Annotated in this window: 12 protein-coding genes; 8 read left to right on the forward strand and 4 right to left on the reverse strand. The window is 66.9% G+C overall.

Going from position 1 to position 15,545, the window contains the following annotated elements:
* Positions 1-23 precede the first annotated feature (23 nt).
* On the forward strand, positions 24-2,312 hold the full coding sequence (locus ACP693_RS10655; RefSeq protein ID WP_426016972.1) for a spermidine synthase: 2,289 nt from the start codon (positions 24-26) through the stop codon (positions 2,310-2,312).
* Here ACP693_RS10655 and ACP693_RS10660 read toward each other — a convergent pair.
* Entirely contained in the window at positions 2,309-3,448 is a 1,140-nt protein-coding gene (locus ACP693_RS10660) for a bifunctional 2-C-methyl-D-erythritol 4-phosphate cytidylyltransferase/2-C-methyl-D-erythritol 2,4-cyclodiphosphate synthase (protein WP_426016970.1), read from the reverse strand. The genes ACP693_RS10655 and ACP693_RS10660 overlap by 4 nt on opposite strands.
* A gap of 95 nt (positions 3,449-3,543) precedes the next feature.
* On the opposite strand from ACP693_RS10660, the gene dusB reads away from it, so the two are divergent.
* The 7 genes from dusB to ACP693_RS10695 all read left to right on the forward strand — a co-directional run bounded on the left by dusB (position 3,544) and on the right by ACP693_RS10695 (position 12,617).
* On the forward strand, positions 3,544-4,599 hold the full coding sequence (dusB, locus tag ACP693_RS10665; RefSeq protein ID WP_426016968.1) for a tRNA dihydrouridine synthase DusB: 1,056 nt from the start codon (positions 3,544-3,546) through the stop codon (positions 4,597-4,599).
* Positions 4,596-6,866: an ATP-binding protein gene (locus ACP693_RS10670; protein ID WP_426016966.1), complete on the forward strand. Its 2,271-nt coding sequence runs from the start codon at positions 4,596-4,598 to the stop codon at positions 6,864-6,866. The genes dusB and ACP693_RS10670 overlap by 4 nt, the downstream gene beginning before the upstream one ends.
* A 9-nt stretch (positions 6,867-6,875) precedes the next feature.
* Positions 6,876-8,282, forward strand: a complete 1,407-nt coding sequence (locus tag ACP693_RS10675) for a sigma-54-dependent transcriptional regulator (protein WP_426016964.1) — start codon at positions 6,876-6,878, stop codon at positions 8,280-8,282.
* Entirely contained in the window at positions 8,282-9,142 is an 861-nt protein-coding gene (locus tag ACP693_RS10680) for a D-amino-acid transaminase (RefSeq protein WP_426016962.1), read from the forward strand. Before ACP693_RS10675 ends, ACP693_RS10680 begins: the two co-directional genes overlap by 1 nt.
* 101 nt (positions 9,143-9,243) lie before the next feature.
* Complete coding sequence (gene hfq, locus ACP693_RS10685; RefSeq protein WP_003164861.1) at positions 9,244-9,489, forward strand: RNA chaperone Hfq; 246 nt, start codon at positions 9,244-9,246, stop codon at positions 9,487-9,489.
* Positions 9,490-9,662: 173 nt separating this feature from the next.
* Complete coding sequence (hflX, locus tag ACP693_RS10690; RefSeq protein ID WP_426016960.1) at positions 9,663-10,973, forward strand: GTPase HflX; 1,311 nt, start codon at positions 9,663-9,665, stop codon at positions 10,971-10,973.
* A gap of 6 nt (positions 10,974-10,979) precedes the next feature.
* Positions 10,980-12,617 carry a Na+/H+ antiporter gene (locus tag ACP693_RS10695; protein WP_426016958.1) on the forward strand — a complete coding sequence of 546 codons (1,638 nt, stop codon included), beginning with the start codon at positions 10,980-10,982 and terminating at the stop codon, positions 12,615-12,617.
* 3 nt (positions 12,618-12,620) lie between these two features.
* On the opposite strand, the gene ACP693_RS10700 is transcribed toward ACP693_RS10695, so the two are convergent.
* The 3 genes from ACP693_RS10700 to ACP693_RS10710 are packed head-to-tail and all read right to left on the reverse strand — an operon-like array spanning position 12,621 to position 15,437.
* Entirely contained in the window at positions 12,621-13,277 is a 657-nt protein-coding gene (locus ACP693_RS10700) for an HAD family hydrolase (protein ID WP_426016957.1), read from the reverse strand.
* Between the two features lie 7 nt (positions 13,278-13,284).
* Positions 13,285-14,079 carry a nucleoside triphosphate pyrophosphohydrolase gene (gene mazG, locus ACP693_RS10705; RefSeq protein WP_426016955.1) on the reverse strand — a complete coding sequence of 265 codons (795 nt, stop codon included), beginning with the start codon at positions 14,077-14,079 and terminating at the stop codon, positions 13,285-13,287.
* A complete protein-coding gene (locus ACP693_RS10710; protein WP_426016954.1) occupies positions 14,076-15,437 on the reverse strand; it encodes an MFS transporter in 1,362 nt (453 codons plus the stop codon). Before ACP693_RS10710 ends, mazG begins: the two co-directional genes overlap by 4 nt.
* Between the last annotated feature and the right edge of the window lie 108 nt (positions 15,438-15,545).

Consider the following 15,545-nt stretch of genomic DNA (forward strand, 5'->3'; position numbering starts at 1 on the left):
CGAGTCCCGCTCTAACCAGAGCCATGACCGAGGCTGTCGATCCGCTGCGCCCTGCCGCCAAGACATGGGATCGCACCCAGCCGATCCTGTTCGCCGTCGCTATCTTCACCTCGGCCTGTCTGGTCTTCGTCGTCCAGCCGATGGTGACGAAGCTGGTGCTGCCGACGCTGGGCGGATCGCCGTCGGTGTGGAACGCCTCGATGGTCTTCTTCCAGACCGCGCTTCTGGCGGGCTACGCCTATGCGCACCTGTTGCAGCGCATCCCGACGATGCGGGTGCAGGTGGGGGTGCATCTTGGGCTGTTGATCCTGGCGGCGCTTTTCCTGCCGTTGCAGATCAGCGGCCTGCTGGGCGATCCCGATCCGTCGCAGCCGACGCTATGGCTGCTGGCGACCCTGACCCTGTCGGTCGGCGCGCCGTTCGCGGTGCTGTCGGCAACCGCGCCCTTGCTGCAGGCCTGGTATGCGCGAGTGCGCGCGGGCCATGCGGACGGCAAGAACCCCTATGTGCTTTATGCCGCGTCCAACCTGGGCAGTTTCCTGGCGCTCCTGGCCTATCCGGTTCTGATCGAGCCGCTGGCCAGTCTGTCGGACCAGCGGATCGGCTGGAGCCTCGGCTATGGCCTGTTCGTGCTGATGGTGGTGATACTCGGGGTGCAGGTGTGGCGGCGGCGCGAGCTCGGGACCGCCGATCCGGCGCCGCTCACGATCAGCCCGCCCATCGCCTGGCGCGAGAAAGGGATGCTGGTTCTGCTGGCCGCCGCGCCGTCCAGCCTGATGCTGGGGGTCACGGCGCATCTGACCACCGATGTGGCCTCTGCGCCCTTCCTTTGGGTCATACCGCTAGCGCTGTATCTGCTGACCTTCGTGATCGCCTTCCAGACGCGACCGGCCATTCCGCCGCCCCTGGGGCTGGCGCTGCAGGCCGCGGCGGGGGCCGCGTGCGCGGCCTTGATCGCGTTCCGAACCGGCGAGTGGCTGCTGGTCTTCACGGTCAATCTCGCGGCCTTCTTCTTCACGGCCCTGATGTGTCACCAGCGGCTGGCGGCGCGGCGGCCGGCGCCGGATCGGCTGACGGAATTCTATCTGCTGCTGTCGCTGGGCGGTGTCGTCGGCGGGGTCTTCAACGGCCTGATCGCGCCGGCCGTGTTCAACATGGTGTGGGAGTATCCGCTGGTTCTGGTCGCGGCGGGGCTGCTTCGGCCCTGGAGCCGGCGCGAGATCCGCCCGTGGGAGATCATCTGCTGCGTCGCGGGCGTGGTCATCGCCTTCCTGGGGCCGCTGTCGATGGAGGCGGTGCGCTATGCGCCCGACGTGCGTGTAGCGATCCCGGATGCGCAACTGGTGCGAATCGCGCAGGGCGTACTGGGCATCGCGACCCTGTTCGCCTTTCTGGTGCGGGATCGGGCGGTGCTGTTCACAGTGGTTCTGGCCTCGATCGTCTGGTCCGGTTACCACCTCGCGCGCGGCTATGACTGGGCCCTGTCGGAGCGCAGCTTCTTCGGCGTGATGCGGGTGGCCAAGATCGACGATCCGCTGATGGGCGGGCCGGTCCACGTCCTGATGCACGGCACGACCCTTCACGGGGCGCAGGCACAAGGGGCGCAGAACCTGTGTCAGCCCACCCTCTATTACGCGACCTCCACACCCTTGGGGCAGGCGATGCTGCAGATGCAGGCGCGGCGTCTGGACGGTGCGCGGGTCGGGGTAGTGGGCCAGGGATCGGGAGCCATGGCGGCCTACAAGCGGGCGCAGGACCAGCTGACCTTCTTCGAGATCGACCCGATGGTGGACCGGCTGTCGCGCGATCCCGAATGGTTCAGCTTCATCAACGGGTGTGCGGACGGGCCGGTGCGGACGGTGATTGGGGATGCGCGGCTGACGATGGATCGCGAGCCGGCGGGATCCTACGACCTGCTGGTCATCGACGCCTTCTCGTCCGATGCCGTTCCGACGCACCTGCTGACGGTCGAGGCGATCCAGGGCTATCTGCGACTGCTTGCGCCGGATGGGGTCATGGTGCTGCACCTTTCAAACCGGAACCTGGAGATCACCCTGCCGGCCGAGGCGGCCGCGCAGGCGCTGAAGGTCCCGCATCTGCATCAGGTCTATATCGAGCAGTCAGGTCAGGGGGACATGGCCGAGGCGTCGACCGAAGCCTTGCTGATCGGCAAGAGCCAGGCGTCGCTGGAGGGTTTCAGCGAGGATGGGCGCTGGCGCAAACTGTCGCCAACAACGGTTCGTCCGTGGACGGATGATTACGTCAATCTGTTCGGCTCTCTGGTCCGGCAGATGGAGATGGCGGCGCGTTAGGGCGCTGGCAGTTCGACGGTCGCCACGGCCTGGGCGGCCAGGCCTTCGCCGCGTCCGGTGAAGCCAAGCCCTTCGGTCGTGGTCGCCTTGACGCTGACGGCGTCGAGCGGGAGGTCCAGCAGGGCGGCGATGCGGTCGCGCATGGCCTGGCGATGCGGCTTCACCTTGGGGCGCTCGCAGATCAGGGTGACATCGACGTTGACGATGCGCCCGCCACGCTCTGCGACCAGTTCGGCGGCGTGGATCAGGAACTGATCCGACGAGGCGCCTTTCCATTTCGGATCGGTGGGCGAGAAGTGATCGCCGATGTCGCCCGCCGCGATGGCGCCCAGGATGGCGTCGGTCAGGGCGTGAAGACCGGCGTCGGCGTCGGAGTGACCGATCAGGGTCTGATCGTGAGGCACCTCGATCCCGCACAGCCAGACCGAACCGCCCGGTCCCCAGCGATGGACATCGTAGCCGGAGCCGATGCGGGTCTGACGGGGCAGCAGGGCCTCGGCCATGGCGAAATCCTCGGGATAGGTCAGTTTCAGCAGGCGGGGATCGCCCTGGACCAGGGCGACTTTGCCGCCATTGCGCTGGACGACCACGGCTTCGTCGGCCGGGGCGGCGACATCGGTCCAGGCGGCGTAGGCGGCCTCGATCACGCGACGGCGGAAGGCCTGGGGCGTCTGGGCGCGCCACAGGCCGTCGCGTTCCACCACGTCGGTCATTACCTGGGCCTCGCCACGGCGCAGGCTGTCGGCGACAGGCAGGACGGGCAGGGCGCCGTCGGCGGTTTCGAGGGCGGACAGCAGGCGCTCGATGACGGCGCGGTCCAGCAGGGGGCGGGCGGCGTCGTGGATCAACACCGGCTGATCTGGCGCGCAGGTCAGAGCCGCCAGACCGGCGCGGACGGAATCGGCGCGAGCGTCTCCCCCTGCGACGGCGCGCCAGCGGGGCAGGTCGGACAGCAGGTCCGCCACGCGATCCAGGGCGTCGGGGGCGACCACGACGATCAGTTCGTCGGCGCCCGCGTTTAGCAGAGCCTCGGCCGACCAGCGCAGGACGGGCTTGCCGCCCAGGGTGCGCCACTGTTTGTCGCCGCCGGCGCGCGAGCCGGAACCGGCCGCGACGATGATGCCCGAGAATGTCATGGCCGCCTTGATAGTGCGCGCCGCGACGGGGCGAAACCATCAATCGGCCGCGGTCATGCTTGACGAAGGGGGCTGGGATGCTGCGAAAGACGCCTATGGCCAAGACCTTACAGATCGGCGACGTGACCGTGCACGGCCAGGTGCTGATGGCGCCGATGACCGGTATCACGGACCTGCCGTTCCGCGTGCTCGCCTCGCGGCTGGGCGCCGCCTATGTCGCGACCGAGATGGTGGCGGCCAAGGAACTGGCGCGCGCGCGGCCCGACGTGGTGCGGCGTGCGGCGGTGGGGGCAGGCCTGCCGCTGACGGTGATCCAGCTGGTCGGGCGCGATCCCAAACAGATGGGCGAGGGCGCGCGCATGGCCGAAAAGGCCGGGGCGGACATCGTGGATCTGAACTTCGGCTGTCCCGCTAAGGAGGTCACGGGCTCGACCGCCGGTTCGGCCTTGATGCGGACGCCGGATCTGGCCTGTCGGATCATGGAAGCGGCGGTTCAGGCGACCAGCCGGCCGGTGACGGTCAAGATGCGGCTGGGCTGGGATGACGAGTGCAAGAACGCCGCCGAACTGGCCAAGCGCGCCGAGCAGATCGGCGTCAAGGCGGTTACGGTGCACGGCCGCACGCGCAAGCAGTTTTATACCGGCCGGGCGGATTGGGATGCGGTCGGGGCGGTCAAGGCGGCGGTGGGCATTCCCGTCATCGTCAACGGCGACATCATCACGGCCGATGAGGCGCGCGAGGCGCTGGCGCGGTCGGGCGCCGACGGGCTGATGCTGGGGCGTGGCGTCTATGGCCGGCCGTGGCTGGCGGCCCATCTGGAACGGGCGCTGATCGACGGTGTAGCGCTGGACGAGCCGGGGCAGGAGGAACGGCTGGCCATCGTGATCGAACATCTGCGGGCGTCGGTCGAATTCTATGGCCTGCCGCTGGGGCTGAAGATGTTCCGCAAGCATCTGGGTTGGTATGTCGAACAGGCGCCCTGGCCGGCCGATCCGCAACACCGACGCGAGGCCAAGGCAAGAATTTGCCGACTGGACGAACCTCAGGCCGTTGAGGCGGCTATGCAGGGCCTGTGGCGGCCGGATTTGCCGCAAATCCGCAAGTCTGTTGTTGAAAATGCGCCACAGGTGTTGGAGACTGCTGTGGCATGACGGATACGCCTTTAACGAAGACCTCTCCGACCGACCTCGCGTCGGATGACGGGTCGTTCTGGGGGTGGGTCGATACGGAGCGGGCGCGGACCGGGTTCGGGTTGGCGTTTTTCCTGGCCGTCGCGATCACGGCGGCGGCGATCTGGCTGGTCGCTGTGGCCCCTGGCGCTACATCGGGCGCGGCGCGTGGATCGAGCAGTCAGATCGCGCTGATCGTGTTGGCCGGCAATCTGGTCCTGATTTCCGGTCTGGCCTTCATCGTCGGAAGGCGTGTCCTAACGCTGGCCCGCAGCAAGGAAGAGGCAGGGTCACGCCTGCATCTACGGTTCGTCGCCCTGTTCTCGATGGTGGCGCTGATCCCGTCGGTGCTGATCGCCCTGGTGTTCGGTGTGCTGGTCAACCGCGGCGTGGACCAGTGGTTCAGCGAGAACGTCAAATCCTCGGTCGATAATGGCGCCATCATCGGCCGCGCCTATGTCCGAGATGTCGCCGCTTCGATGGATGCGGATCTGGTGACGATCTCGGATCAGTTGGATAGCGCGCGCGGACTTTTTGACGACCGGATTCAATTCAACGCTGCATTGGCGCAGGTTGGCGATATCTTCCAATACCCGGCCATTTATATCGTCAATGGGAATGGCGAAGTTCTGGCGCGAGCCGAACAGCCTGGCGCACCGCCTTATTTGGCGCCGCCTCGCAGCTACATCGAAGCTGCAGGTCAGGGCGGCAAACCGCCCACAGATGTCACGCAAAATCCTGACACTGTACGCTCGATCATCGCCTTGCCGGCTTATGGCGATGCCTACCTCTATCTGGTGCGGCCCCTTCAGGATGGATTGATCGCGCGGATGAACGCTTCGGATCAGTCGATCCAGGCCTATCGCGAGGCGCAGGACAGCCGTGCGCGGATTCAGTCGGCCTTCATCCTCAGCTATCTGGAGACGGCGCTGCTGGTGCTGGTGGGGGCGGTTTGGCTGGGGATGTCGGCGGCGAGCAGCATCTCGGCGCCCATCGGCCGGCTGGTGAAGGCGGCGGGGCAGGTGGCGGGCGGCGACTTCACCGCACGGGTGGACAGCGACGGCGCCCCGGCCGAGATCGCCACCCTGTCGGATGCCTTCAACCGCATGACCGGCGATCTTCAGGCGCAGCAGGCGGCGCTGAAGGCGGCCAGCGACGAGGCGCACGACCGGAGCCGGTTCATCGAAACCGTCCTGTCCGGCGTCAGCGCGGGCGTCATCGGCCTGGACAAGCGCGGGCGGGTTTCTGCAATTAACGAAAGCGCCCTGCAACTGCTGCACATCGAAGACGCCGAGGTGTTGGGGCACGAACTGGCGGCCCTTTCGCCCGAACTCAGCGATCTGGTGCGCCGCGCCGAGGCCCATATCGAGGAAGACATCGACGTCGGTCGCGGCGGGGATACCAGCCGTCTACGGGTCCGCATCGAGGGCGGGCTGGGCGGCGAGATGGTGCTGACCTTCGACGACATCACCCGTCTGGTGACGGCGCAGAGGAATGCGGCCTGGCGGGACGTGGCCCGCCGCATCGCCCATGAGATCAAGAATCCGTTGACGCCCATCCAGCTGTCGGCCGAGCGGCTGAAGCGGAAGTATCGTTCGCGGATCGGCGAAGACGTCGAGATCTTCGATCGCTGTACCGACACCATCATTCGACAGGTCGGGGACATCGGCCGGATGGTGGACGAGTTCTCGTCCTTCGCGCGGATGCCGGCGCCACGCTTCGCCCCCGAAGACCCGGCGGAGATGTTGCGCGAGGCGGTGTTCGCCCAGCGGGTGGCGGCTCCGGATATCGTGGTGGACATCACCGAACCCCTGCCCAAGGCGACCTTGCAGGCCGACGGCCGCATGGTGGGGCAGGCGCTGATCAACATCCTGAAGAACGCCGGCGAGTCCGTCGCGGCGCGTCGTCTGACGGCCGGAGAGGCGGCGGCGTCGGACAATGCGGGCGTGATCGCCTCCCTGACGGTCGAGGACGGCGTCGCCACCTTCGTCGTCGAGGACGACGGCGTCGGCCTGCCGGCGCGAGATCGCGACCGCCTGACCGAACCCTATGTCACCACGCGCGAGAAGGGCACAGGCCTTGGCCTGGCCATCGTCAAACGCATTTGCGAGGACCACGGCGGCGAGCTGAAGCTGGCCGACGCAGAAACGCTTCGCGGCGCGCGCGTGTGCATGATCTTCCCCCTGAAACCCCACGGCAAAAGCGGCGACGGTGCGGAGCGCAGGCTCCAGACCCTGGCCGCCGAATAGCGAGGCAAGATGCGACCAACCGGTTCCGACATTCTCGTCGTCGATGACGAGGCCGACATCCGCGACCTGGTGTCCGGCCTGCTGGAGGACGAGGGGCACGCCGTGCGCGTCGCCGCCAACTCCGACGAGGCCCTGGCCGCGATCCGGGCCAGGAAGCCGTCGCTGGCGATCCTTGACATCTGGATGCAGGGCGGCGGTCTGGACGGGCTGGAACTGCTGGAGGTGGTTAAGGAACTGGACCCCGACCTGCCGGTGGTGATGATCTCGGGCCACGGCAATATCGAGACGGCGGTGACGGCGTTGAAGCGCGGCGCCTACGACTTCATCGAAAAGCCGTTCAAGTCGGACCGGTTGGTGGTCGTGGTCGAGAGGGCCATCGAGGCGGCGACCCTGAGGCGCGAGAACCGTCGACTGCGCGTGCAGACCATGACGCCGTCGGGCCTGATCGGCCGGTCGCAGGCGGCGCAGGCGCTGCGCAGCACCATCGCCAAGGTGGCCCAGGCCAACAGCCGGGTCCTGATTTCCGGACCGGCCGGGTCCGGCAAGGAGCTGGTGGCGCGCCAGATCCATGAGGCCAGCCCCCGCGCTCGCGCTGAGTTCGTCGCCATCTCGGCTGCGGGTATGACGCCCGAACGGCTGGATCTTGAACTGTTTGGGGAGGAGGGCCAGGACGGCCGGCCGCGCAAGATCGGCGTGTTCGAACGCGCCCACAACGGCACGCTTTATCTGGACGAGATCAGCGACATGCCGCGCGAGAGCCAGAGCCGCATCCTGCGTGTCCTGGTCGATCAACGGTTCCGCCGGGTCGGCGGCGAGCAGGACGTTCAGGTCGATGTGCGCGTCGTGACCTCCACCTCTCGCGACCTGAAGACCGAGATCGCAGAGGGGCGTTTCCGCGAGGACCTGTTCCACCGCCTGAACGTGGTGCCGATCCGCGTGCCGGCCCTGTCGGAACGGCGCGAGGACATCACCGAACTGGTTGAATATTTCGTCGAGACGATCAGCGCCTCGCAGGGTTTGCCCAGGCGGATCATCGGCGACGACGCGGTGGCGGTGCTGCAAGTTCATCCATGGCCGGGCAATATCCGGCAGTTGCGCAACAACATCGAACGGCTGCTGATCCTGGCGACCGGCGATCCGGCCGAGACGATCACGGCCGACATGCTGCCGCAGGAGGTGGCGACATCCAACGGCGGGCCTTCGTCGCTGGGCGGCGAGCGCACGATCGCGCTGCCTTTGAGAGAGGCGCGCGAGGTGTTCGAACGCGAATATCTGGCCGCGCAGATCATGCGGTTCGGGGGCAATATCTCGCGCACCGCCGCCTTCATCGGTATGGAGCGGTCGGCCCTGCATAGAAAGCTGAAGTCGTTGGGCGTATCGCCCGCGCGCGGCGGCGACGACGAAGAGCCAGCCTGATGTCTCGCGTCGCCTATGTGAACGGCGCCTACAGCGCGCACGGCGAGGCCGTGGTCCATATCGAGGACCGGGGCTTCCAGTTCGCGGACGGCGTCTATGAGGTCTGGTCGGTATTCGACGGCAGGCTGGCTGATTTCGAAGGCCACATGACCCGCCTGCACCGCAGCCTGAACGCGCTGAAGATCGACATCCCCATGAGTACGGGATCGTTGGGCGTGGTGCTGCGCGAGACCATCCGGCGCAACCGGGTCCGCGATGGGCTGGTCTATCTGCAGGTCACGCGCGGGACGGCGTCGCGCGATCACGCCTTTCCAACGGACGTCGCGCCCAGCGTCATCGTGACCGCCAAACGGCTCGACCTGGCCAAGGGCCAGGCGATGGCGGCCAAGGGCGCGGCCGGCGTGACCCGACCCGACATCCGCTGGGGACGTTGCGACATCAAGACGGTGGGCCTGCTGCCGAACGTGCTGGCCAAACAGGCGGCGCGCGAACGCGGCGCCTATGAGTGCCTGATGTATGACGAGATGGGTCTGATCACCGAGGGGGCGTCCACCAATGCCTGGATCGTGGATGAGCACGGCAGGCTGCGGACGCGCGATACGCAAGCCAACATTCTGCGTGGCGTCACGCGCGAGGCGATCCTGAAACTGGTCGAGGCCGAGGACATCGAACTGGACGAGCGACCCTTCTCGGTCGAGGAGGCCAAGCGGGCGCGCGAGGTGTTCGTCACCGCCGCCAGTTCCTTCGTCATGCCGCTGGTTTCGCTGGACGGCGTGAAGATCGGCGACGGCAAGCCTGGGCCGATCGCGACCCGCCTGCGTGAGGTCTATCTTGATCAGGCGCGCCGAGACGCCATTTAGGGCGTTGCCCGAGCGGGGAGGCGGCGGTTATTGTCGAAGCCGGTCGCACCGGCCACGCCGCTCCCACGGCGACGAACAACGAAGAACAGGAAAAACCTGCCATGTCGCAAGACAAACGTCAGAACCTTCAGGACACCTTCCTCAACTCGGTCCGCAAGACCAAGACGCCGCTGACCATCTTCCTGGTCAATGGGGTCAAGCTGCAGGGCATCGTGACCTGGTTCGACAACTTCTGTGTGTTGCTGCGCCGCGATGGCCAGTCCCAACTGGTGTACAAGCACGCCATCTCCACCATCATGCCGTCCGCGCCCGTGCAACTGTACGAGCCCGACGCCGAAGAAGATTGACGCATCGCGTCAACCCTCGGGCTTGTCCTGAGGGCCGGGTGTGGTGCGGAAAGACTGTCGAGCGCGCCTATATAGGGCGTAGAAACAACGACCACCGCACCGACGGCGGAACCTCCGGCCCTCGGGTCAAGCCCGAGGGTGACGGCGGAGGTGGTCCCAAAAGTAGAGACCATTTGAGCAAGCTTATCGACCATTCCGTCCCGCTGATCCGGGCGGTCGTCATCCATCCCGACCGACGCTCAGACAGCCCTCGGCTGGCGAGCGAGCGCCTTGAAGAAGCCGTGGGCCTGGCCCGCGCGCTGGACCTTGACGTGCGCGCCGAAGAGATCGTGCGACTGCGTGGAACGACGCCTGCCACCCTGTTCGGCAGCGGCAAGGTCGAGGAATTGGCTGCCCTGGTCCGCGCCGCAGACGCCGAGGCGGTCATCATCGACGACGCCCTGACGCCGGTGCAGCAACGCAATCTGGAGAAGGAATGGGAGGTGAAGGTCATCGACCGCACCGGCCTGATCCTGGAAATCTTCGGACGCCGTGCGCGCACCAAGGAGGGCCGGTTGCAGGTCGAACTGGCGCGTCTGGACTATGAGAAGTCGCGGCTGGTGCGAACCTGGACCCACCTTGAGCGGCAACGCGGCGGCACCGGCTCGACCGGCGGTCCCGGCGAAACGCAGATCGAGCTCGACCGCCGCCTGATCGCCGACCGGATCGTCAAGCTGAAGGCCGAGCTGGAGGACGTGCGCCGGACGCGTGGTCTGCACCGGAAACAACGCCAGAAGGCGCCGTTCCCGACGATCGCCCTCGTCGGTTACACCAATGCCGGCAAGTCGACCTTGTTCAACCGGCTGACGGGCTCCGAGGTCTTCGCCAAGGACCTGCTGTTCGCCACACTGGACACGACCCAGCGCACCATCCGTCTGCCGCAGGGCCGTCCGGCCATCGTGGCGGACACGGTGGGCTTCATCTCTGACCTGCCGCACGAACTGGTCGAGAGCTTCCGTGCGACCCTGGAAGAGGTTGGCGAGGCCGACCTGATCCTGCACGTCCGCGACATCGCCTCGGCCGACAGCGACGCCCAGGCCAAGGATGTCGAGGCGGTGCTGAAACAGATCGAGACGCCGGAGGGCAAGACCCGTCGGGTGCTGGAGGTCTGGAACAAGATCGACCTGCTGGACGACGAGGCGCGCGAGGCCGTGCTGGGCCAGGCCGAACGTCTGGCCAAGGAAGGCGAGGCTGTGGCCGTCTCGGCCTGGACGGGCGAGGGGATCGAACCCCTGCGCCAGATCATCGCCGGCCTGATCGACGACGACCCCGAGACTCAGTTGACCCTGGAGCCGGAACACGGCGAGGCCATGGCCTGGCTGTATGAGCATGGCCGTGTGATTTCGCGCAATACGGACGAGCTTGGCCGTACTGAGGTCACTGTACGACTGCACCCTGCGGCGCTGGGGCGATTCGAACGCCTGTATCCTGACCTGGCCGACTGACATTCCATGCATCTGATCGAAACCGTCCTGCTTCTGCTTCTGGCCGTGGTGGTGTCGGGTTCGATTGCGCGGATCACGCGCATCGCCCTGCCTCTGGTGCAGATCGCACTGGGTGCGGCGATCGTGCTGATCACCGGGTCCACGGTCGATCTCGAACCAGACATCTTCTTCCTGCTGTTCCTGCCGCCGCTTCTGTTCCTCGACGGATGGCGCATTCCCAAGGAAGCCCTGTTCCGTGACCGGGCGGTGATCCTGGAACTGGCCTTGGGGCTGGTGCTGTTCACCGTCGTCGGCCTGGGCTTCATGATCTGGTGGATGATCCCGGAGATGCCACTGCCGGTGGCCTTCGCCCTGGCCGCCATCCTGTCGCCGACCGATCCCATCGCGGTCCAGGCCATCGCCTCGCGCGCGCCGATCCCCAAGCGGCTGATGCACATCCTGGAAGGCGAGTCGCTGCTCAACGACGCGACCGGCCTGACCTGTATGCGGATCGCGGTGATCGCGGCGACCACGGGCGCCTTCTCCATTGGCAGCGCCATCGGGACCTTCGCCTGGCTGGCCCTGGTCGGGGTGGCGGTCGGCGTGCTGATCACGATGGGGATCAGCTATGCGAAAGGCTTCGTCAGTCAGCGGTGGGGCGAGGATGTCGGCGCGCAAATTTTGGTCAGCCTGCTGATCCCCTTCGCGGCCTATCTGGTGGCGGAAGAACTGAATGCCTCGGGCATTCTCGCGGCGGTGGCGGCCGGCGTGACCATGAGCTTCACCGAACGCAGTCTGTTCGCCGGGCAGTCGATGGCCGTGACGCGCATCCGGCGGGGCGTGGTCTGGGACACGGTTCAGTTCGTCGCCAACGGCATCATCTTCGTGATCCTGGGCGAGCAGATGCCGTCGATCATGTCGCGCGCGGCCGAGGTGGTGGCCGGCACCAGCCGGCCGGAGGTCTGGTGGCTGGCCGTCTATGTGTTCGGCATCGTCGCCGCCTTGGCGACGCTGCGTTTCGTCTGGGTCTGGACCTCACTGAAGCTGACGCTGTTCCGTCGCCGCCATCGCGAGCCGCCGGCCAAGGTTGGTTTGCGGCTGACGATGGTGATGTCGTTGGCGGGGGTGCGGGGCGCGATCACCCTGGCCGGTATTCTGACCTTGCCGTTCGTGCTGGCTGACGGGTCGCCAATGCCGTCGCGCAGCCTGGCGATCTTCCTGGCGGCGGGGGTCATCATCGTGTCGCTGCTGGTCGCCACCTTCGCCCTGCCGCGCCTGTTGAAAGGTGTGGAGTTGCCGCCCGAGCCCTCGCACGAGCGCGAGGAAGATCGCGGTCGTGTGGCCGCCGCCTCGGCCGCCCTGCGCGCCATCGAAGACGTGTCGCACGCCATGGCCGAGGGCAAGCCGAACCCGGACCTCTATTCCGATATCGCCAGCCGGATCATGGAGATCTATCGCCAGCGGATCGAGACCCACACACGCTCGGACGAGGACGACGCGGTCCTGTCACGCAAGATCGATCATGTGGAGCGGCGGCTGTGGCTGGCGGGACTGGCGGCCGAGCGTGACGAACTGGTTCGTCTGGCGCGCGTCAGACAACTGGACGAGGTGACGGCGAAGAAGATGATCCGAGAAGTGGATCTGCAGGAGCTGCGGTATCTGTAGGCGTCAGCGGTCCATGAAGGCTGCGACCGCCGCGTAGCTGTCGGCGATATGGTGGGCGCCGCGGGCGAGCAGGCGCTCGGCATGTCCGTCTCGGATATGGCCGCCGGCGGTCAGGCCGACCACGGTCATGCCGGCGGCGACCCCGGCGGTGACGCCCGCCTCGCTGTCTTCGATCACCAGGACGCGGGCCGGATCGACGCCCATGTTTTCGGCAGCGTGCAGAAAGATGTCGGGGTGCGGCTTGCCGCGCTCGACCACCAGGCCGGTGAAGACGGCGCCGTCGAAATGATCGGTCAGGCCGAACAGATCCAGACCGACGCCGATCCAGTCGGGGCCGCTGGACGAGGCGATGCACCGGGCCTCGGACCGGGCGGCGACGAAGTCGATCATGCCGGGCACGGGCTTCAGATGGATCGGCGCGCGGGCGCGGCAGGTGGCGAACCAGGTGGTGTGGAAGTCATCGGGACAGGCGCGACCCAGGGCGGCTTCGACCGCCGGCCGGTTGTCGCGCCAGCGCTTGCCCGTATAGGCGGCGAGGACATCGTCCAGGCTGGTGGGCAGGCCGATGGCGGTCAGCTGTTCGGCCATGACGGTGCTGTTCAGCACCTCGCTGTCGGCCACGACGCCGTCGTAGTCGAAGATGATCAGGTCGTAGGTCATGGGCGGCTCAGTTCGCGGGAGCGGCCTTCTCCGCGACCTTTGCGGCGTCCCAGAGGCGGTCCATCTCCTCCAGTGTCGACTGATCAGGGGTGCGTCCATCCTTGGCCAGTTCGGCCTCAATGAAGCCGAACCGACGGACGAACTTGGCGTTGGTGGCGCGCAGAGCGTCTTCCGGCTCGACATCCAGCTTGCGGGCCAGGTTGGCGACGACGAATAGCAGGTCGCCCAGCTCCTCGCGCGCCTTGGCCATGTCGCCGGCGGCGATCTCGACGCGGAGTTCCGCGACCTCTTCGGCCAGCTTGTCGAACACCTCGTCGGTCGAGGGCCAGTCGAAGCCGACGCGGCCGGCGCGTTTGGTCAGCTTGGCGGCGCGGGTCAGGGCGGGCAGGCCGACTGGGACATCGTCGAGCACGCCGGGCTTCTTGCGGTCCTTGCGCTCGGCGGCCTTGATGGCTTCCCAGGCGACGGTCTGTTCCAGGGAAGACCGTTGGGCTTCGTCTCCGAAGACGTGGGGGTGGCGGCGTTCCAGCTTGTCGGCGATGGCGGTGACCACGTCGTCGAAGGCGAACAGCCCCTGTTCCTCGGCCATGCGGGCGTGGAAGACGACCTGGAAGAGCAGGTCGCCCAGTTCGCCCTTCAGCTCGTTCAGATCGTTGCGTTCGATGGCGTCGGCGACCTCGTAGGCCTCTTCGATCGTATAGGGGGCGATGGTGGCGAAGGTCTGCTCCACGTCCCAGGGGCAGCCGCCATTCGGGTCGCGCAACCGCTCCATGACGCCGAGCAGGCGGTCGATGGGTCTCAATTTCGGGCTCCGTCGCGGGCTTCCAAGGCGAGGCGGATTTCGTCGTGACGCTTCGGCGTGAGGGGATAGCCCTTCAGCACCCAGGCGGCGGCGGCCAGCAGCAGGCCGGGAACCAGGATGAACAGGATCTGGAGCGTCAGTAGGGAGAACTCGCTGTTTCCGCCTGCCTCCGGAATCGCCTTGAAGCCCACCCATTGCAGGATCAGGTAGGGGATCAGGGCCACGACATGGCCGATCTTGGTCGTCGCCGACAGGACTGAGAACATCAGGCCGGTCCGGTCCACGCCCGTCTCCAGCCGCACCTCGTCGCCCGCATCCGCCATCATGGCCCGCAACAGGAACAGGCCTGCGGCATAGGGCAGGCCGGCGATGAACATGGCCGCCGCCGTCAGCATAAAGTTTCCGCCGGGGACCAGGGTGGCGGCGATATAGAGGCCGGCGAAGATCAGGCTGGCCACCGCCAGCGCCTTGTCCTTGCCGATGCGGGTGGCCAGCCAGGCCCAGATCGGCGCGCCGCAAAGACCCGCGACGAAATAGAACAGCATGAACAGGCCGGCCTGGCTGTGATCGTAGCCCTTGATCTGGCCGAAGAAGAAGAACAGCAGCGAGCCGGTGATTCCGGGGGCGACGCCCAGCAGCAGGTCGGCGATCAGCAGCTTGCGCACCGTCGGCATCTTCAACAGGGCCAGATAGGCACCGGCGCCGCCGTGGGGCTGGTCGCCCGCATTGACCGGCTCGGGCACGGCGACCATTGCCAGGCCTATGGTCAGGGGCAAGGCGATCAGGATGGCCCAACCCATGATCCGCACGCCGTCGGCATAGGTTCCGATGCCGGTCTGGACCACCACCGTCGGCAGGATCAGGATCAGGATCACCCCGATGATGTTGAATACCTGCCACCAGCCATAGACCCGGCTGCGCTGGTCATACTGGGGGGCGAGCACGGCGGCCCAGCCGAGCTGACCCAGGGTGCCGATCGAGAATCCGAGATAGAGGACCAGCAGCCAGCCGAACAGATAGGCGGGCCCGGCGCCCGGCTGGACCACGACGAACATCATGAAGGCCGACAGCATCAGGATCGGCGTCGAGATCGCCATCCACGGGCGATAGCGGCCCAGTCGCGTCCTGGTCTTGTCCATGCCCCAGCCGATGAAGGGGTCGAAGACGATGTCGATCAGGCGCACCGCCATGAAGACGGCGGCGACGACGCCCAGCTCCAGACCCACATGGGTAGCGTAGAACTCAGGCAGGGTGACGGGCAAGGCCACGCCGAAGGCCGCCAGAGGCAGGCATGGGCCTGAAAAGGCGGCGAGCACCGCATTGGAGCGGCGGGGCGCGGTCGGCGCGGCGGTGGACATGCGTCGGTCCGAAAGGCGCGGCGCGAGTCGGCCGCGCGTCACCATGCCAGCGATCGGCGAAGCATGCACTTGTGAGATCGACCGGCTTGAGGCTTCCTGTGCGCCATG

The organism is Brevundimonas sp. TWP1-3, assembly GCF_049896085.1.
Taxonomy (GTDB): Bacteria; Pseudomonadota; Alphaproteobacteria; order Caulobacterales; family Caulobacteraceae; genus Brevundimonas.

Excerpts from the sequence above, each read along its gene's own strand:
- ACP693_RS10660 (WP_426016970.1), bottom strand. The coding sequence starts at position 3,448 with ATGACATTCTCGGGCATCATCGTCGCGGCCGGTTCCGGCTCGCGCGCC.
- ACP693_RS10670 (WP_426016966.1), top strand. The coding sequence starts at position 4,596 with ATGACGGATACGCCTTTAACGAAGACCTCTCCGACCGACCTCGCGTCG.
- hfq (WP_003164861.1), top strand. The coding sequence starts at position 9,244 with ATGTCGCAAGACAAACGTCAGAACCTTCAGGACACCTTCCTCAACTCG.
- ACP693_RS10680 (WP_426016962.1), top strand. The coding sequence starts at position 8,282 with ATGTCTCGCGTCGCCTATGTGAACGGCGCCTACAGCGCGCACGGCGAG.
- ACP693_RS10675 (WP_426016964.1), top strand. The coding sequence starts at position 6,876 with ATGCGACCAACCGGTTCCGACATTCTCGTCGTCGATGACGAGGCCGAC.
- ACP693_RS10695 (WP_426016958.1), top strand. The coding sequence starts at position 10,980 with ATGCATCTGATCGAAACCGTCCTGCTTCTGCTTCTGGCCGTGGTGGTG.
- ACP693_RS10710 (WP_426016954.1), bottom strand. The coding sequence starts at position 15,437 with ATGTCCACCGCCGCGCCGACCGCGCCCCGCCGCTCCAATGCGGTGCTC.
- dusB (WP_426016968.1), top strand. The coding sequence starts at position 3,544 with ATGGCCAAGACCTTACAGATCGGCGACGTGACCGTGCACGGCCAGGTG.
- ACP693_RS10655 (WP_426016972.1), top strand. The coding sequence starts at position 24 with ATGACCGAGGCTGTCGATCCGCTGCGCCCTGCCGCCAAGACATGGGAT.
- ACP693_RS10700 (WP_426016957.1), bottom strand. The coding sequence starts at position 13,277 with ATGACCTACGACCTGATCATCTTCGACTACGACGGCGTCGTGGCCGAC.